We start from the raw sequence: 16,152 nt of genomic DNA, 5'->3' as shown, positions 1-16,152 counted from the left end.
AAGGTCAGTCGATCGTCACACGGAAGCTGGCGGCGACCGACGTTCCACCCGGTACGGAGGCGATCGTCGCGGTCACGGTGCGGGTGCCCGCATCATAGGAACCGCGATAGGCGCCCGTGCCCGATCCGTTGTCGGCGATGCTGACGCCGTTCAGCAGGCACACCCCGTTCGCGCCGATCCCGCCGACCGACAGCGACCCGGGGATGTAGGTGGTATTCGCGGGCACGATATCGGTCAGGTTGACGTTGGCGGCGGCGGTGGACGGCGTCGCATTCTGCACGGTCAGGCAATATTGCACGATGGCGCCCGGCAGCGCCTTGGGATTGAGCGTGCTGATGCCGTCGGACACGACCGACGCCGACTTCGTCACCGTCAGGCTGACATTGGTGGTCGTCACCGCGAAGCTGGCATAGGCCCAGGCGCGGCCGTTGCGCGCGGCGTCGTAGCCGAGCAGTCCGTCATTGTCGTTGTCGGCGAAGACCACGTCGATCTCCGCATCCTGGTTCACGGTGTTGAGCGGGGTCGGGATCAGTGGCGTCCCCTGCGTTCCGCGCGCGCCGCCGGTGGCGGCGATCGCCTGCAACCCGATCTGCGCGCCGGTGGCGGCGGGATTGTTCGACGGGATGTCGCCGATCACGAAGACGGCGCGGGTCTTGTCGGTTTCCAGTTCGTCGATGAAGGTCGCGGTATCGACCGCCGGATCGTACAACCCGTCGCCATCGACGTCGACGACGATGCGGACATTGTCGAGATCGAAATTGTCCGCGCCCGTCAGCAGCCCGACCGGCATCAGTTGCGCCAGCGTCAGCAGGAAATCCTGCGTCGCGTTGGTATTGTTGGTGACGCGGAAGGTGGTGATGACGCTGGTGTCGCCGAAATTGACCGAGGTGGTGGCGCTCTGCGCAGCGACCACCGCCAGGTTCACCTTCCGGTCGACCACGAAGGTCGCGGTGTTCGACGGCGTGGTCTGGGCGTTGCCGTTGACGGTGTAGGTGGCCTGTGCCGTGTTGCTGACGATGGTGCCGGCGGGCGTGACGGCTGCGGTCTGGGCAAGGGTCGGCGTCGCGGCGGCAAGGGCGGCGATCGCGGTGCCCCCCGACAGCAGGTATCGCAGGGCGGGGGGGGACATGATCGAGTTCTCCTTATGGGCCTTGGTGGAAAGGTTCATCGGACGACGGCCCGGAAGGCGAGGCGGCCGGCACCACCGGCCGGCAGCGCGGCGGACAGCCGCCAGCGGACATGGGTGACATCGTCGGCGGTCGCGGGCCGGGTACCGCCGCCGGGCAGCGCCACGGTCAGCGTGCCGAGCGTGCCGAAGCGATTGCCGTCGACCGATAGTTCGGGGGCGGGGGAGGATGGCTGCGGCCCCCGATAGGCCAGCCCGCGCGGCATCGGATTGGCCAGCACCAGCCCGGTGATCGCCGCCGCGCCGGTGTTGCGATAGGCCAGCTCCACGACCAGCGGATCGCCGGGCAGCGTCCGGCGTGCAGGCGCCAGCACCGGTGCCGCGCCCGCCGTCGCCACCGGCTGTTCGGCGAGGATACGGGTTTCCAGGTGAAGCGGCGCGGCGGCCGCGGCGGCCACGGCGATGGCCGCCAGGCTGACGAACGGAATCATGCAGACAGTCCTTGGGGTGAGGGGGATCATGGCAGGCGGACCTGGAACCGGACGGTACGGATGGCGGCGGGGGGGACGTCGCCCAGGGTCACGGCGATCGTGTCCCCCTCCATGCCGCCGGCATCGTCGCCTGCGGCATCGGTCAGCACCGCATCGTCCAGCGTCAGACTGCCGGGGACGTAGCGGGTGCCGGCGGGGACCGGATCGTCGATCCGCGCATCGCGCGTCGCGCCGGGGAAGCGGGCGACCAGCGTATAGGTGACGATCGCGCCGCTGGTCGCCTGCGCCGATCCGTCCGTGGCGCGCACCGTCTGCGTCTTGACCAGGGTCGGCGCATCGACCGGGTCATCGGTCGGCATATCCGGCGACATCGCGACGAAGGGCAGGTCGATGGTGGCGGTCGCGCCGGTCGCGCCGATCACCGCATCGCCGCCGGCATCGCCGGTGCCGGCGAACGCATTGGCCGGCGTTCCCGAACCGGTGGCGGCGCGGGCGGTGACCGTCACCACGCCATCCGCCGCGCCGACACCCGGCACCGGTGCGATCAGGACCAGCAGGCGCAGCGTCTCGCCCGGCGCCAGCGGCGGCGTGGTTCCGGCGAGCATGGTATCGATCGCGGGATCGAAGCGTCCGTTGCCATCGACGTCGATCGCAATGCCCGCCACGGTCACACCCGCCACGGTCGCCTTCGCCTTGATCGCAAAGGCTTCGCTGCCGGTGCCGCTATTGGTCAGCTGCACGGCGAGCGGCGTAGATGGCGCCACCAGCGTCGGCGTCGCGCCACCCGATGCCAGGGCGATGTCCAGCCGTTCGGCGACGGTCAGCGTGACGCTGTTCGACGGGATGCGGCGATCCTCCCCGTCAAGCGTGAAGGCGACCGCCGCGGTGTTGGTGATGACGGTGCCCGGGCGGGTCTGCGCGGGCAGCGGCAGGCCACCACCGATCCCCGCCAGCAGGACAAGCGCCGACAGCAAGCGTCGCATCGCGACGTTCCTCTTGCTGTCTGTTCGTCCCTGCACGCTTTAATCCCCGATAGGTTCCCAGGGAAAATGCGGCGTTGTGCTTAAGTAAAATTTACGAACCCAATACTGTCTCTTTTTTCTCGACGATCGAGACTATCGGAGGCAATTCGATTTTTCTTTCGTGGGCTTCCCGTTGTCGACGACGGCCCGGGGGAAGAAATAAAATCGTTCCGGCTCTGATCGGCTGCCGGTTGCGGCGAGTCGTCGCGACGATCGGCTGATCCGTGATGGCGATCGCAACCTAGCGGCCGGCAAGTCGTTGATACTGCACACCACGCGACGGTCGAACGCGCGTGGTGACCAACTTCATCATCAGCGACGGGACACTATCATGGGATTGTTCACCAAGGATATCGAGACGCTGCGTGACCTGTACGTCCACCAGCTTCAGGACGTCTATTATGCCGAGCAGCAGATCACCAAGGCATTGCCGAAGATGATCGAAAAGGCGACCGATGCCGAACTGCGCATGGGCTTCGAAACGCATCTGCGCGAAACCGAAGGCCAGATCGTGCGGCTGGAGCAGGTGTTCGAACTGGAAGGGCTGAAGCCCAAGGGCGTCACATGCCCCGCGATCGACGGCATCATCAAGGAGGCCAACGAGGTCGCCGGCGAAATCGCCGACAAGGCAGTGCTGGATGCGGCGCTGACCGCTTCCGCACAGGCAGTCGAGCATTACGAGATCACCCGCTACGGCACGCTGATCGCCTGGGCCGGACAGGTCGGTCAGGCGCAGAGCGTCCGCCTGTTGAGCGAGACGCTGGCGGAGGAAAAGGCCACCGACGACAAGCTGACCAAACTGGCCGAATCGAAGCTGAATGCCCGCGCGGAACTGACCGAGGCGTAAACCGGATATCGCCCGCCGCCCTTATGGGGTGGCGGGCGATCGTCCCGTCAGGCGCAATGTCGCCATATCCGGTTCGCCGTCGAAGAACCGCTCCAACACCTTTTGATAAGGTGTCGGATCATCGGCCACCGCGGCAAACAACGTCATAGACGATCGGAGTTTAAGCGCATCGACGGTGCCCATGATGTCCTCGGCATCGCCCGGCGCCGCTGCCACCGCCTGCGTACAGGCCAGCAGGCGCGGCCCCAGCAGCGGATGCGCCAGATAAGCGGATGCCTCGTCCACCGAGACGATCGCATAATGGCGGGCGATATCGCTGCGACCGAGCCCCGCAAACTGCGGAAAGATCCACCACATCCAGTGGCTCCGTTTTCGGCCGGCGCGCAGTTCCGCCAGGGCGGCTTCGTAGCTGGCAGTTTGCGCGGTGATGAAGCGGGACAGGTCGTGGATCATCGGCAATCTCCGATACGGGCAACCCATCGTGGCGGTCGGACGTTCCCCCGCAAGGTGGGGAAAGGTGAAGGGAAAACGTCGATGCGCGGTCGGCTCATGGCATTGTTGTTTATCGCCCTGACCATTGCCGGTTGTGGCAAGCGGGACGATGATCCGGCTACGCTCGCGCCACCCGAATTCGTGCCGCCGGTGACGCAGGCGCCCGCGCCGGTCGCGGGGCAGGCGAACACGGTGCCGCTGACCGCCTATGTCGGGCATCATCCCCGCGATGCGGTCGATGGCGTTTCCTTCTTCGACCGTACCGAGGTCGCCAATGCCCTGATCGAGGCGGTGCCCGAAGCTGACCTACGCCGCCGCATCATCGGTCGTGATACCGAGCAGCAGCGAATCTTCGCCGACGGGTCGAAGATCGGGATGCATGGTTGCGAGAAGGAACAGTGCGACGCGCGCAACTGGACGATCCTGGTCGCCGTCAATGGCGATGCCAATGGTGCCGCCTTCTGTTATCACGACACACGGGCGATGGGTGACGCCAGCCGCTGGACCACGCGTGCCGGTACCGCCCGCCGCCCCGGTACCTGCCCCGCAGCCTGATCGCGGAACAACGCCGCGCCGACGCGTTTTGTCCAAGCAAAGGAGAAGGCGATGCTCGAACATGTACCGCAATGGCTGGGCAAGGCGCTGCGCGGGGTGCGGGCCGGCACCGACAAGCTGACGATCGCGCAGCAGTCGCTCGGCCCCTTCGGCGAAATCGCATTGACCAGTCCCGCCTTCGCGGACGGAGCACGGTTGCCGGAGCGCTTCACCGCAGACGGCCAAGGCGTGTCGCCGCCACTGTTGTGGCGCGATCTGCCGGCGGCCACCGCATGGCTGGCGCTGATCGTCGAGGATGCCGATTCGCCGACGCCGCAACCGTTGGTCCATGCCGTCATATGGGGGCTGGCGGCCGAGGCGGGGTCGCTCGCGGAAGGGGCGATCATGGCGGATGGCGATGGTGACGGCGCTCGCGATGTCGGCCGTAACAGCTATGCCCGCGAAGGCTGGCTGCCGCCCGATCCGCCGAGCGGGCATGGCGAGCACCGTTATGCGTTCCAGTTGTTCGCGCTGGACGGGGCGGCGCCCGATCCCGGTGCCAGTCCCGGCCGCAGCGCGCTGGTCGCGGCGATGACGGGGCATGTGCTGGCCGCCGGCCTGCTGGTCGGCACCTATTCGCGGATGGAGGAAGCGCCGGTGGGACCGGTAGGAGTTGCAGGCGTGGTGGCGTGAGGCGCGCCTGACCGGATCAACTGGCCGACATCAGGGGCGGGTCATGCCATCATCGCCGGGCCGGTGCCGGCGATGACGATCACGGTGGAGATGAAGCCGATCAGGCCGAGAAGAATGCTCTGTTTCATGGCTGGGCGTTCCGTCGTGCAGGGTGTCGCGATCACGCGATGGGCAGGACGGGAACGGCGGTGCAGATCGCGATCGTCGCGAAGACCAGCGCGGCGACCGAAGTGCAGAGGAACTGGCGAGCGGACTGGATGGTGGTCGACATAGTGGTTCTCCGTGACATCCGGTGCCGCCGATCGGCACCGATATCCCATGCTTTGCATTTGCCGTGCCAGTTTATCAGATTGTTGATATTGCAGCGTTTTCGATAGCGTCCATTCTAGCCGGTGGCGGATTTCACCAGCTGGTCCGGTAGAATCCGCCAGAAATCGTTCCGGATCGCCTCAGCGCGCGCAGACCCGGTCCCTGCCCTGCGCCTTGGCGGTATAAAGCAGCTTGTCCGCCCGTTCGGTAGCTGCCTCGGTGGTCTCGTCGGCGCGGATCGTGGTGACGCCGACCGAGAAGGTGACGGCGCCGATCGGTTCGTCGGTTTCCCGGTTACGCAGGCGTCGGGCAGCGATCGAGGCGCGTGCCCGGTCGAGTAGCCGTGCCGCTTCCGCGACGTTCAGCCCCTTCAGCAGCACCGCGAACTCTTCGCCGCCATAGCGCGTGACGAGATGGCCGGCGCAATGTTCGGTAAGCGAGTGGCCGATCATGCTGAGCACGCGATCGCCGACGCCGTGGCCATGCTGGTCGTTGATCCGCTTGAACCGGTCGACGTCGCACAGCGCCAGGCAATATACGGCGTCTTCCCGGGCGGCAAAGGCTTCGGACAGGGCAAGGCGGTTGGGCAGCCCGGTCAACGGATCACGCCGCGCGATGGCATGCGCCTCCGACAGTTTCAGGCGGAGTTGCTCGGTTTCGTCGGTCGCGCGGGCGAGGCGTCGTTCGGCTTCCTGGACACGGGCGATCATCCCGCCGGTGATGTTGGACAGACGGTCGAACGCGCTCGGCGGGCTCGAATCGATCTCGGCGGCGCTTTTGGCCAGATCGCGACCGAATCCGTTGTTGTCGCGCCGCATCGTGCGCACGATGTCGGCGACGCCGTCGACCTGTGCCTGGGTGGCGGCGACCAGATCCTGCACCTGATGGTCAGACATGGAATCGGCCTGACCGTCCTGCCAGTGAGGCATGGTGGCATCGGCGACGGATATCGCCTTGGCCACCAACGCCTCCAGTTCCTCGCGGCCAAGGCGCACCCCGTCCTTGGTCAGGCGGACGGCCTCCCGTGCCGGCTCACCTGATGGATCATGTAGGATGGCGTAAGCCAGCCGGTAATGTTCCGGATCGGGGTCCAACCGATTTTCCGCCAGGAACGCGCCGATTCGAAGGAAGAGTCCCTCGTTGCGCGTTCGCCAGACCATACTGGCATCTCCCATCGCCATGCTCCCCGTATTCAGTCGTCATGGGTAGCGGCAAATCGTTAGCGACCGGTGACTGTTCCCGTTACGGCACGAATATCGACCCGTTATGGATGTATCTGCGCGCCGGCCTGTCGCGGTATCGGCAGGCCGGCCGCCGATGCATCAGCGCGCCAGCTTGCGCACCGCCGCCAGGGTCTGCGCGACATGGTCGGCAGGGTTCATGTCGTCATGGACATAGGCGATGCGGCCATCGCGCCCGATGACGTAGCTGGTCCGGGTGGTGACGCTGCGCCCCTGCACGGCGCGGGGCAGGGCGACGTCATAGCCCTTGACCACCGCCGGCCCCGCGCTGGCCACCGCGAACTGGCCCGCGCATTTTTCCGCCGAGAAACGGGCGAGCGTGTCGACGTCGTCGGCGGACATGCCGATCACGGTCGCGCCCGCCGCCTTGAACTGCGGGATCGCCTCGGCGAAGGCATGCGCTTCGGCGTTGCAGCCGCCGGTGAACGCCGCCGGGAAGAAATACAGCACGACCGGTCCCTTGCGGAGCGATTCGCGCAACGACACCGGCATCACCTTGCCCGCGATCGCGCCACGCGTCGCAAAGTCGGGAGCCTTGGCACCCAGCTTCAGGGCCGCACCCGCCGGGGTCGCGGCGATCGCGGCGGCGGCGATCAGGATGGCGGAACGGGGGAAACGACGCATGACGGGTAATCCTCTCAACTGGTTGCGAAGGATGTAGCGCGGCGGGGACGGGCGCGATAGGCCATCCCCATGCCTGTGACCGCTTCCGACATCGAACTCGCCCACGCCCTTGCCGACGCCGCGGGCGCGGTGATCCGCCCCTATTTCCGCAAGGCCCATGGGCTGGAACTGAAGGCCGACCGCTCGCCGGTGACGCTGGCGGACCGCGAGGCGGAGGCGGCGATGCGCCGGCTGATCGAGGCGGAGCGCTCCGGCGACGGCATCCACGGCGAGGAATACGGCATCAAGGAGGGGGTCACCGGCCGGCAATGGGTGCTCGACCCGATCGACGGCACGCGCAGCTTCGCCGCGGGCCGGGCGATCTTCGGCACGCTGATCGCGTTGGTCGAGGATGGCTGGCCGGTGCTGGGCATCATCGACCAGCCGGTGCAGCGCGAACGCTGGGTCGGCGTGGCGGGGCGGCCGACGGTGCTGAACGGCGTGCCGGTGCGCACCCGTAGCTGTGCCGCGCTGGAGGGGGCGACCGTGGCGACGACCAGCCCGCATCTGTTCGCGGAAGGGGATGTGCCGCATTTCCTGGCGCTGGTCGCGGCGGCCAGCGGCGGATCGCCGCGACAGGGACCGGTCTATGGCGGCGACTGCTATAATTACGGACTGCTGGCGGCGGGGCATCTGGATATCGTCGCCGAATCGGGGCTGCAACTCTACGATTTCGCCGCGCTGGTCCCGATCGTCGAAGGCGCGGGCGGGCGGATGTGCGACTGGGACGGCGATCCGTTGACCGCCGCGAGCCAGGGGCATGTGCTGGCGATCGGCGACCCCGCGCGCACCGACGACGTGCTGGAGGCGATCCGCTCGGTCCCGCACGCGCATTGAGGCCGGCATGACCGCCCAGCCGAAGGGCGCCACACCGTTCGTCGCCCGGCGCGGACGCCCGAGCGCCGATCAGGTCGCCGCGATCGAGCGGCGCATCCTGTCGGTGGCGTGTGCAACGTTCCTGGAGCACGGCTTCGCGCACAGTTCGATGGATGCGATCGCGGCGGCGGCGGGCGTATCGAAGGGCACGCTCTATGCCCGCTATGCCGGCAAGGCCGAGCTGTTCCACGCGATCGCACTCGAACAGATCGCGGCATGGCGACACCATGCCCCCGCACCGATCCGGGCGGAGGCGGGGATCACCGAATCCGAACGGCTCTATCGTTACGGCATCGCCTTTCTCGCGCGGATGCGGATGCCGGAGATCGCCGCCTTCCATCACCTGATCGTGGCGGAGGCCTATCGCTTTCCCGATCTGGCGCGGCAGTTCCACGACGAGGGTTATGGCCGTGCCATCGACCTGTTCGCGGAGGAGCTGAAGGCGGCGGCGGAAGGAGCCCGCTGGCCGATCGGCGATCCGCGCGGCGTCGTCCACGCCTTCATCGCCGCGCTGCTCGGCTGGATCGGCATCCAGACGCTGAACGGCCCGGTGACCGATGCCGCCTGCGAAGCCTATGTCGCGCGTCTGGTCGCGGTGTTCGTCGGGGGACGGTCGGGCTGGTGATGCGGACACCGCCGGTCGGGGTGGGGCGGCGGGCGATCAGGCCCTGGGCCGCGATGACGATGTATGCATGACGCTTCCCAGCCGGGCACACGGCACGGTCAAAAAAAACCCCGCCGACCCAATGGGACGACGGGGCTTTTCATGGTGGGCGTGGCAAGGATTGAACTTGCGACCCCTGCGATGTCAACGAACCGCCTAGCCCTGATTTCTGCCGATTTCCGGTCTAACGCAGCTCCGTTGATATCGCATTAAACCGCAGATTTGCGTGCGCTGAGACAGCTCGCGCCGAACCTGCGCCGAACGCCTCCCAGGACATCGAGCCGCTGAAAAGCGGCACCGCAATCACGCAAGCGCACGGCTGAAAAACGCAATTCAGCCGGCGCTTTCGTGCGCCCTTCGACTTCCCATCCGGGAGCCGACACGATGTCGAATACCCTGTCTCTCACCACCGGCCCGGCTGCCCGCGACGTTCGCGCAATTCTCAAAGGCGCTGCCGCACGACTGGGCGGTAAGACGCGCGGTCCTGATCACGCGACCGATCGCCGCGTGCCACGGCGCAACAGCTATGAAGAGAACGACATCCGGGCGAAGCCATACGGGCGCCTCGGTGACGGCTCAGTAAAGCAGGGCCTGATCTACAAAGAGACGCTGCTCGATACCGGCGACGCGCTGCGTCGCGATCTGTGGGCGAAATATCCTCGTGCCGAGGAGCGTCGTCGAAAGCACGAAGTCAGCCAGCTTGAAGCCGAGCTCGCGGAGCTGCTGACGCTGCCGCGCACCGAAATACCCATCGGCCGGCCGGCCGCGATCCGCATTGCGATCGCCGGGCATCAGGCATGGCTGAAGCACGCCGAGACTCGGCTGCGTCGAATCGATGTCGACGTGCTGAAGGGGCTGCTGAGCTTCCTCACCAATTTCATGACGGGGGCGCTGTTCCCGTCGCACGAGGCGATCGCCACGGCCGCCGGCGTACACGTCAACAGCGTGGCGGACGGGCTGAAGCGGCTGAAGCATCACGGCCTGATCGATTGGGTGCGGCGCACGACCAGAACAGGCCGGCAGGGCGAATTCGGGCCGCAGCTGGAGCAGACCAGCAACGCCTACCGCCTCGTCGTGCGGCGTGCGATGTCGAAGGAGGCATGGCGGCACTACTGGCAGCGCCTCACCATCAAGCTGCGGCGCTGTGGGACGGCAAAGCCCGTCGAGGCGGCCCCGGTGACCCCTGCGCTCATGAAGGCCCCCATGACGCCCTTGCAGGCTGCCCTCGCCAGCCTTGGTGCCTCTGTAGTTAACGTGACCACGTAGAACCGTCTCTATCATCCCATAGGTCTTAAGGGGAAAAGGAAGCGAGCCCGCTAAGGCGGCCTCGGACAGATTTGAAGCTCCACACAATGCCGCAACGGCGCGACATGATCGACCCGACAGCCAAGACCTGGTTGTCGGACGTGACGGCTTACGCCGCCACGATGCTACCTAGGGGCAGCAGGCGGAAATGGCCCGATCATCTCACCGGTTCGCCCGTGGCGCTGTCGCTGGTCAGAATCGAGGCCCATTCATCGAACAATCGCTGGCGTCGCGGCATATCGACCCCGCGGTTATACACTCCCTCGACGGCGCGATTGATGCCCTCGTCCTTTTCCTCGTCACCGGCGCCGACGTGGCCTAGCGCGCGATCGATCGCGCCGCGTTCGCCCGGCATCCGCAGGTTCAAGATCGTCGAGAAACTGGCCCGCCACCCGTGCGGAACATGGCGATCGCCAAAACCGGCGCGGTGATACAGCCGGCCGATCGCGCTCTCGCCGATTGGCGCGTCACCCCCGGCCGCGCCCGGGAAGATCAGCCCGGCCGAGGCGTCGCCAACGATCGCGCGAGCGCGATTGAGGATGGTAACGGCCGCGGCGCTGAGCGGCACGAGGTGATCATGCGCCGAATCATTCTTCTTTGCGGCCGCGAGCTTCATCCGCACCGCCGGCACCCGCCAGATCGGGGCGTCGGTGCCAAGGCCCTCGATCTCGCACCACCGCGCGCCGCGGACCACCGCCAGGCGAACGGCCGTCAGTGCCAGGAAACGCGAAGCAAGTTTCACCACCGGGGCGCCGGCCGCCAGCTCGGCCGCGCCGAGCAGCTGGCGCAGCTCGGCCGCGTCGACGATCGCGGACTGCCGGCCGGCCGCCGGCGCCGGCGCCAGCGCGCGAAGCACGACTTCGGCTGGATTGGTCTCGGTCCATCCCTCGGCCTGCGCGAACGCAAACACGATCCCGACGCGCTGACGGATGCGCCGCGCCGTCTCGATCGCGCCGCGCTCCTCGATGGCGCGAAGCGCCGCCAGGACAACGGGCGGCGTGATCGCCGGCAGCTGCATCGCGCCGATCGCCGGGAAGACGTCGCGCTCCAAGCTGGTCAGCACGTCGCCGGCATGAACGTCCGTCCAGGTCGGCCGCTGGTGCGCGTGCCAGGCGCGAGCTGCATCTTCGAACGTGCGAATTTGCACGGGCTCGCATGCGGAGGCGACGCGAGGATCCTCGCCGCGGTCGACGATCGCCCGGGCGGCCTCGCACCGCTCCCGTGCCTCGTCCAGCGAGATATCGGGCCACGCGCCGATCGTCAGCAGCTGCTCGCGGCCAGCCAGCCAGAAGCGCATCCGAAAGGTTTTCGAGCCGCCGGGCCGCACGAACAGGTGCAGGCCCTGTTCGTCGAAGATTTTGTAAGCGCGGTCTTTCAACCGCGCGGCTTTCACCCGCGCGTTGGTCAGCATAAGTAATAGCTCCGTCGGGAGGTTTTCGATGTTTCAGTGGTGGATCGACACGATCGGCAAAATTGGCCCGCTGGCAGTTGCTGTTGCCGTTTTTTGGGCGAACAACCGCCAAACAAGATGGACAAACCTCGTTTCTCGGCGCGCAGCAGACATCGAAGACCAAAAGCTCAGGCTTGCCCTGCTTGAGCGGAGGTTGGTGGCAATCGACGCAGTGCGGTACGCTTCCACGGATTTTGTGGTGGCCGGTGGTGCCACGGAAGCTCTAGCGAACAAGTTAAGGTCGGCTCTGGCTGTCGCGGAAATGGTCTACGAAAAGGCCGAAGAGCAGATGATCCGACAATGCATTCAGGATTTGATGAGGTGGTCTTTTTTCGAAGGCCGCCAGGCCGCATTTCGAGACACAGATCAGGAGAAATATGGTGCGGCCGCTGAGGCACAGGCGGAGGTAGAAGGCCGCGTGTTCGATGGCCTTAATGCGCTAGCGTTAGCCTTGGTCGAGGCTACCCGGATCAATCCTGTCCCACCAATCTCCCGAGGTGACGTCCCCTTATGGAAACGCATCTGGCAGTAAGATGATCTTCAGCGTTCGGCCGTAGCGCAGACGCCTTGGCGCCTGGTCGGGCCGCCCTGAGAGTAGCCCGGACACCGGTGACGGCGGAGAAGTCCTCCGCCGTCACCTGAGAAAATTGGCGGTTTTCTGCGCACTTTGACGAGCCGGTTGGAGAGATGTACCCCATCGCGTACCCCACCTCCGGGTCGCCATCGACAGACATACCCTCCGTCGTGAGCAGCCACTTTGTTGACAGAAGGTCGTTGTATGGAAATCGACCTAAGGGCCACATCGTACCCGAGCTTGCTGCAGGCGGTAGGTTTGGCGATCATAAACTGCGACGGAATGGAACAGGCGATCCCGTCTGTGTTTCGGGCAGCGCTAGGGGTTAGTCTCGATTTTCAAAAGGCGGTATTCGAGACTACGCGAGGGCTTGAGGTTCATCTGAAGCTAGTCGGGGCTGCGGTGCAGGAAGGGGCACCAGACTTTCTCGAGAGATGGGAAGCGTTAGCTGGTGAGGTTCGATCGTCCGCCGGGCAGCGTGGAAAAGTCGCTCATGCCGGCCTCTCGATCCGGGGCCCAGGCATAGTTGTCGAGCTTGATGAGGATGGCACCCCCACTGGTGTTGCGAGGCGGGCAGGACCATCAACTGCCTCTCTTTCGAAGTATACCAAGCAAGGCCGCGAGGAAATTCCAGAAGCTGATATACGAGAATTGGCCGAGCGCGTTTCACGTATCGAACGTGAAATTCGAAACCTTGCTTCCGATATCATCGTCAATAGACCAGCACTACTTGCATAGCGGCTTAGGTTTATGCCGCCGTGCTCGCGGCGGACAGATCGTCCGCCGCGAGCACGCATTTCTGCCATTTTTTGAGGCGGGTTTCCCCTATTTCGGGTGGGTGTTCCCCTAAAGAGAAGGGCTCAAAATCCTATGGCTGGTCAACGATGCCGCATTTTAACCACGCCATAATGCAATTATCCAAACAGGCGAACTACGTTATCTGCGTCGAAATCATCGGATTTGAATGGTAGGCGCCTTCCAACCAAAACCTCGAACATTCCGTCGGCTAAGCCGATGCCAGCAGATATTTCGCGAAGAGCGTTCGAACCTCCACGCTCGAGAGTTCTGAAAACAGCATCCAGCAATTCGGGCTGCTCGGCGATGATCACATCATCATATTTCTCGATTTTGGTTTGCCCGGTTTTATTCAGGTGAATGTTGCCTGTCTTGTATTGAGCGGCGGTTATCAGGCGCAGATCGTACGCCCGACGTATGATAGCGCGCGCTGAAACCTTCCACCGAACCTTCAAGGTAAAGATTGCCCTCCAGTCCAAAAAGCGAGTGACCGGAAACTCACGTACGAAAGCTGCGCGCGGTAAAAGGAATGCACTTGCAAACCGATGCGCCTGAGTTTCAGTCTCCCGGCAGCCGGTATGAACGCCACGGTGCATGACAAGATGCCCGCACTCATGGGCTAGATCAAACCGAAGGCGACACGCCGCGGGCTTCGCTTCGCTGCGAATAATCAATGGCCGGGGCCGATCCATTGATAGCGCATCAACTCGCTCCGAAACGTTGCTGAAATAACCTACAACGGCGCCAGCGTTTTCAACCACCCGCATCATATTGGTGATCGGACCGGTTAGACCCAAATTCCAATGGCGGCGGCAATCCTCGGCTGCCTCCTCAATGTCTTCCGCTGTTGCAACTGCACGCTGCGGAAAATTGACCGGCGGCAACTTAAGAGAGGCGTCTAGACGTGAAACTAATGTGTCAAGCAAAGTGCCCCGCGCTAGCACTTGGCTCGTTATTGATGCCGGAGTTGTGGCTTGCTTCCGAAAATGACATTGCTCTGGCTGAACGGGAGACTGTGTAAGATTGTAAAAGAATGATTTAGTAACGCCCAAAACATCGGCTAACAACTCAACCGTGTCATATGATGGTGTTTTGGAACCATTTTCCAGCTGATGAAGATACTGACGTGTGGCGCCGATCTGACCGCCGAGGTCTTCCAATGTGAGTCCGTGCGCCAGCCGCGCTAAGCGCAGCTGGTCGCCGGCGAACGTATCGCCCATTTCCATGTGTGTTGCCCGTGCTTCGTGTAGGGTTCAGAGCCGTCTGCTGACGCTAGCCGTCTTCGTTGGCAACGCCTTCGTCGTCTACGAGTAGGCCAACCATAGGCGCGGCCAGTTCGGTACCCTCGTCGTGAGCGACTACGGTCAGCGGGAAGCGCACGACTTCGCCAAGCTGCAGCGGAATCTCCCAGGTCAGGACCGCTTGCTTGTGGCGCAATCCGACAAACTTGATAGTGTCTACCGAGCCATCGTAATAAGTCTCAACCGCGAAGCGAAATACCATCTCATCATTTTCTTCCTCTTGGAAGGCGATAGCAAGTTGGGTAAGCTCCGGATAAGCAATTCTACAGGTCTTTTCGCTGGGATCATCCGCATCACCACGATAAAACCTTACCGGAACGTGGCCGATCGCAAATATAAATTGCAGGCTAGGGTTGATGATCGTCAGCCAAGAATGGTTGCCGGAATCATGTGCCTGCATAACGCGAAACTTTCCGCAGTTATATGCCCGTACGCCAAGCACCCAATTGTCATCTCCAATCGTATCGTCGTGACGATCGACAGCGTCATGCCTGCCCTGTCTCAGCAGCTTCGCGATCTCTACAAGACGGGCAGCTGTCAGATCGGAATGGTAGTCCCATGGATATAACTTAGGCACGCCATCAACCCCTTTTGTTCCGAGCATCATGGGCGTTTCGGCAAATTTGTCAACCAGTTTCGCAGCTGTAAACCAGCTCCCTAATGAACCCGCTGACGGCGGGGAGACCCTCCGCCGTCAGCACGCATTTCCGCCATTTTTCGAGGGGATGTTCCCCTAATTCAGGTGGGTGTTCCCCCGTGCCTCGATCATCTCACCGGGCGTCCAGCTGGTGAGATGCCTTGAGAACTGCCCACGCGCGGCTCGCAGCCAAGCTGCATACCCCGTTACCGGCGCCCCGGGTGCGGTCCATCCAGTCGGCCACCCCATCGTCATCTCGTAGAACTGCGGGTTGGGCGTCAGGGTGCGATGATAGGAGCCGCTCCCATGCTTGTAGCTCACCCGGACCCGGGGCGAAGATTGGAAGCTCGCCGGCGTCGCCGACCAGCCCACCGCCTTCAGCGTCGACCATAGCGACGTCCACGCCCGGCTCGATTCGCTGAGCGCAAATTGGCCACCCGTTCCCGTCGTGATGTCCGCCGGGGAGATAAGCCGGATCTGTCCGTCCTCGATCAGGATGTCCGGTACGTAACCGCCATCGCTGGCTGTCGGCGTGGGCCAGGATGAAGAGCCGCCGTCGACGGTGGCTTGCGCCAGCTTCTCGCGCTGTGAACAGGCCCGCCTTTGTCTTGTAGCCCAAGCCGCGAAGGCTATCGACGACGTCGGCAAATCCCATAGAGAGGTGTCCTTCGACGTTCTCGCACCATACCCATTCGGGTCCGATCTCGTCGATGATGCGGGCGATGTCGGGCCACAGGTGGCGGGGATCGGCGTCGCCGCCTCGCTTGCCGGCATAGCTGAAGGGCTGGCAGGGATAGCCGGCAGAGACGAGATGAACACGGTCGCGCCATGGCCGGCCGTCGAAGGATCGGAGATCGTCCCAGACAGGTGCCTGATCCAGGGCCTGGTCTGCCATCCGCGCCACGAGAGTGGCCGCGGCGTGGCTTTCCCGCTCAACGAAAGCCACGGTGCGATATCGCGGCTCGGCGATATGGAGGCCGAGGTCGAGGCCGGCATAGCCGGCGCAGAGACTGACACCCCGGAAGTCGTCTGGCTCGGGGGTGAAGTCGGTACGTAGGTCCACAAGTGTCAGCTCCGCATGATCGCCGCCGGCGATCCCTGGTGCGCTCGGCTACGCGCGCAGGTGGGTGCC

General features: G+C 64.4%; 19 protein-coding genes. 8 read left to right on the top strand and 11 right to left on the bottom strand.

From position 1 onward, the window contains the following. Positions 1-4: 4 nt before the first annotated feature. Genes ABD719_RS08900 through ABD719_RS08890 form a run of 3 tightly spaced genes read right to left on the bottom strand, consistent with a single transcriptional unit; the run spans position 5 to position 2,600 of the window. Entirely contained in the window at positions 5-1,129 is a 1,125-nt protein-coding gene (locus tag ABD719_RS08900; RefSeq protein WP_344692990.1) for a hypothetical protein, read from the bottom strand. Between the two features lie 35 nt (positions 1,130-1,164). Next, positions 1,165-1,617 (bottom strand): hypothetical protein, encoded by a 453-nt coding sequence (locus tag ABD719_RS08895; RefSeq protein WP_344692988.1) that lies wholly within the window; start codon positions 1,615-1,617, stop codon positions 1,165-1,167. 26 nt (positions 1,618-1,643) lie between these two features. After that, complete coding sequence (locus ABD719_RS08890) at positions 1,644-2,600, bottom strand: hypothetical protein (protein ID WP_344692987.1); 957 nt, start codon at positions 2,598-2,600, stop codon at positions 1,644-1,646. Between the two features lie 370 nt (positions 2,601-2,970). On the opposite strand from ABD719_RS08890, the gene ABD719_RS08885 reads away from it, so the two are divergent. Continuing rightward, a complete protein-coding gene (locus tag ABD719_RS08885; RefSeq protein ID WP_344692986.1) occupies positions 2,971-3,486 on the top strand; it encodes a YciE/YciF ferroxidase family protein in 516 nt (171 codons plus the stop codon). A gap of 21 nt (positions 3,487-3,507) precedes the next feature. Here ABD719_RS08885 and ABD719_RS08880 read toward each other — a convergent pair whose 3' ends face one another. Then, positions 3,508-3,939, bottom strand: coding sequence for a DUF1810 domain-containing protein (locus tag ABD719_RS08880; protein WP_344692985.1), 432 nt, complete (start codon positions 3,937-3,939; stop codon positions 3,508-3,510). An 81-nt stretch (positions 3,940-4,020) separates the two neighbouring features. Between ABD719_RS08880 and ABD719_RS08875 the strand changes: the two genes are divergently transcribed. Together ABD719_RS08875 and ABD719_RS08870 are read left to right on the top strand one after the other, a co-directional pair. Then, positions 4,021-4,533 carry a hypothetical protein gene (locus tag ABD719_RS08875; RefSeq protein WP_344692984.1) on the top strand — a complete coding sequence of 171 codons (513 nt, stop codon included), beginning with the start codon at positions 4,021-4,023 and terminating at the stop codon, positions 4,531-4,533. 51 nt (positions 4,534-4,584) lie between these two features. Beyond that, positions 4,585-5,205 carry a YbhB/YbcL family Raf kinase inhibitor-like protein gene (locus ABD719_RS08870; protein WP_344692983.1) on the top strand — a complete coding sequence of 207 codons (621 nt, stop codon included), beginning with the start codon at positions 4,585-4,587 and terminating at the stop codon, positions 5,203-5,205. A 41-nt stretch (positions 5,206-5,246) separates the two neighbouring features. Here the strand turns inward: ABD719_RS08870 and ABD719_RS08865 are convergent, their stop codons facing one another. The 3 genes from ABD719_RS08865 to ABD719_RS08855 form a co-directional block, all read right to left on the bottom strand. Further along, the gene (locus ABD719_RS08865) at positions 5,247-5,369 is read right to left on the bottom strand and encodes a hypothetical protein (RefSeq protein ID WP_344692982.1); all 123 of its coding nucleotides are present in this window, start codon (positions 5,367-5,369) and stop codon (positions 5,247-5,249) included. A gap of 285 nt (positions 5,370-5,654) precedes the next feature. Then, complete coding sequence (locus ABD719_RS08860) at positions 5,655-6,689, bottom strand: GGDEF domain-containing protein (protein WP_344692981.1); 1,035 nt, start codon at positions 6,687-6,689, stop codon at positions 5,655-5,657. 147 nt (positions 6,690-6,836) lie between these two features. Continuing rightward, positions 6,837-7,379 carry a peroxiredoxin gene (locus tag ABD719_RS08855; protein WP_344692980.1) on the bottom strand — a complete coding sequence of 181 codons (543 nt, stop codon included), beginning with the start codon at positions 7,377-7,379 and terminating at the stop codon, positions 6,837-6,839. 69 nt (positions 7,380-7,448) lie between these two features. Here ABD719_RS08855 and ABD719_RS08850 point away from each other — a divergent pair, with 69 nt between their 5' ends. The 3 genes from ABD719_RS08850 (at position 7,449) to ABD719_RS08840 (ending at position 10,224) form a co-directional block, all read left to right on the top strand. Next, positions 7,449-8,255, top strand: coding sequence for an inositol monophosphatase family protein (locus ABD719_RS08850; protein ID WP_344692979.1), 807 nt, complete (start codon positions 7,449-7,451; stop codon positions 8,253-8,255). Positions 8,256-8,262: 7 nt separating this feature from the next. After that, positions 8,263-8,919: a TetR/AcrR family transcriptional regulator gene (locus ABD719_RS08845; RefSeq protein WP_344692978.1), complete on the top strand. Its 657-nt coding sequence runs from the start codon at positions 8,263-8,265 to the stop codon at positions 8,917-8,919. 423 nt (positions 8,920-9,342) lie between these two features. After that, positions 9,343-10,224, top strand: a complete 882-nt coding sequence (locus ABD719_RS08840) for a helix-turn-helix domain-containing protein (RefSeq protein ID WP_344692977.1) — start codon at positions 9,343-9,345, stop codon at positions 10,222-10,224. A gap of 196 nt (positions 10,225-10,420) precedes the next feature. Here the strand turns inward: ABD719_RS08840 and ABD719_RS08835 are convergent, their stop codons facing one another. Beyond that, positions 10,421-11,674 (bottom strand): tyrosine-type recombinase/integrase, encoded by a 1,254-nt coding sequence (locus ABD719_RS08835; RefSeq protein WP_344692976.1) that lies wholly within the window; start codon positions 11,672-11,674, stop codon positions 10,421-10,423. 28 nt (positions 11,675-11,702) lie between these two features. On the opposite strand from ABD719_RS08835, the gene ABD719_RS08830 reads away from it, so the two are divergent. Beyond that, the gene (locus tag ABD719_RS08830) at positions 11,703-12,245 is read left to right on the top strand and encodes a hypothetical protein (protein ID WP_344692974.1); all 543 of its coding nucleotides are present in this window, start codon (positions 11,703-11,705) and stop codon (positions 12,243-12,245) included. A 246-nt stretch (positions 12,246-12,491) separates the two neighbouring features. Next, on the top strand, positions 12,492-13,025 hold the full coding sequence (locus tag ABD719_RS08825; RefSeq protein WP_344692973.1) for a hypothetical protein: 534 nt from the start codon (positions 12,492-12,494) through the stop codon (positions 13,023-13,025). Positions 13,026-13,201: 176 nt separating this feature from the next. On the opposite strand, the gene ABD719_RS08820 is transcribed toward ABD719_RS08825, so the two are convergent. The 3 genes from ABD719_RS08820 to ABD719_RS18695 all read right to left on the bottom strand — a co-directional run bounded on the left by ABD719_RS08820 (position 13,202) and on the right by ABD719_RS18695 (position 16,083). Then, positions 13,202-14,308 (bottom strand): helix-turn-helix domain-containing protein, encoded by a 1,107-nt coding sequence (locus ABD719_RS08820; protein ID WP_344692972.1) that lies wholly within the window; start codon positions 14,306-14,308, stop codon positions 13,202-13,204. A gap of 46 nt (positions 14,309-14,354) precedes the next feature. Further along, the gene (locus ABD719_RS08815; protein ID WP_344692970.1) at positions 14,355-14,990 is read right to left on the bottom strand and encodes a hypothetical protein; all 636 of its coding nucleotides are present in this window, start codon (positions 14,988-14,990) and stop codon (positions 14,355-14,357) included. A gap of 163 nt (positions 14,991-15,153) precedes the next feature. After that, positions 15,154-16,083 carry a DNA cytosine methyltransferase gene (locus ABD719_RS18695; RefSeq protein WP_425567142.1) on the bottom strand — a complete coding sequence of 310 codons (930 nt, stop codon included), beginning with the start codon at positions 16,081-16,083 and terminating at the stop codon, positions 15,154-15,156. Positions 16,084-16,152 lie beyond the last annotated feature (69 nt).

The organism is Sphingomonas cynarae (assembly GCF_039537815.1).
Taxonomy (GTDB): Bacteria; Pseudomonadota; Alphaproteobacteria; order Sphingomonadales; family Sphingomonadaceae; genus Sphingomonas; species Sphingomonas cynarae.
Note: the sequence above shows the minus strand (reverse complement) of the source record. Positions and strands in the feature narration are given on the sequence as shown.

Excerpts from the sequence above, each read along its gene's own strand:
- ABD719_RS08820 (WP_344692972.1), bottom strand. The coding sequence starts at position 14,308 with ATGGAAATGGGCGATACGTTCGCCGGCGACCAGCTGCGCTTAGCGCGG.
- ABD719_RS08890 (WP_344692987.1), bottom strand. The coding sequence starts at position 2,600 with ATGCGACGCTTGCTGTCGGCGCTTGTCCTGCTGGCGGGGATCGGTGGT.
- ABD719_RS08815 (WP_344692970.1), bottom strand. The coding sequence starts at position 14,990 with ATGATGCTCGGAACAAAAGGGGTTGATGGCGTGCCTAAGTTATATCCA.
- ABD719_RS08850 (WP_344692979.1), top strand. The coding sequence starts at position 7,449 with ATGCCTGTGACCGCTTCCGACATCGAACTCGCCCACGCCCTTGCCGAC.
- ABD719_RS08875 (WP_344692984.1), top strand. The coding sequence starts at position 4,021 with ATGCGCGGTCGGCTCATGGCATTGTTGTTTATCGCCCTGACCATTGCC.
- ABD719_RS08870 (WP_344692983.1), top strand. The coding sequence starts at position 4,585 with ATGCTCGAACATGTACCGCAATGGCTGGGCAAGGCGCTGCGCGGGGTG.
- ABD719_RS08835 (WP_344692976.1), bottom strand. The coding sequence starts at position 11,674 with ATGCTGACCAACGCGCGGGTGAAAGCCGCGCGGTTGAAAGACCGCGCT.
- ABD719_RS08825 (WP_344692973.1), top strand. The coding sequence starts at position 12,492 with ATGGAAATCGACCTAAGGGCCACATCGTACCCGAGCTTGCTGCAGGCG.
- ABD719_RS08855 (WP_344692980.1), bottom strand. The coding sequence starts at position 7,379 with ATGCGTCGTTTCCCCCGTTCCGCCATCCTGATCGCCGCCGCCGCGATC.
- ABD719_RS08830 (WP_344692974.1), top strand. The coding sequence starts at position 11,703 with ATGTTTCAGTGGTGGATCGACACGATCGGCAAAATTGGCCCGCTGGCA.
- ABD719_RS08840 (WP_344692977.1), top strand. The coding sequence starts at position 9,343 with ATGTCGAATACCCTGTCTCTCACCACCGGCCCGGCTGCCCGCGACGTT.
- ABD719_RS08845 (WP_344692978.1), top strand. The coding sequence starts at position 8,263 with ATGACCGCCCAGCCGAAGGGCGCCACACCGTTCGTCGCCCGGCGCGGA.
- ABD719_RS08895 (WP_344692988.1), bottom strand. The coding sequence starts at position 1,617 with ATGATTCCGTTCGTCAGCCTGGCGGCCATCGCCGTGGCCGCCGCGGCC.
- ABD719_RS08880 (WP_344692985.1), bottom strand. The coding sequence starts at position 3,939 with ATGATCCACGACCTGTCCCGCTTCATCACCGCGCAAACTGCCAGCTAC.
- ABD719_RS08900 (WP_344692990.1), bottom strand. The coding sequence starts at position 1,129 with ATGTCCCCCCCCGCCCTGCGATACCTGCTGTCGGGGGGCACCGCGATC.
- ABD719_RS08860 (WP_344692981.1), bottom strand. The coding sequence starts at position 6,689 with ATGGGAGATGCCAGTATGGTCTGGCGAACGCGCAACGAGGGACTCTTC.
- ABD719_RS08885 (WP_344692986.1), top strand. The coding sequence starts at position 2,971 with ATGGGATTGTTCACCAAGGATATCGAGACGCTGCGTGACCTGTACGTC.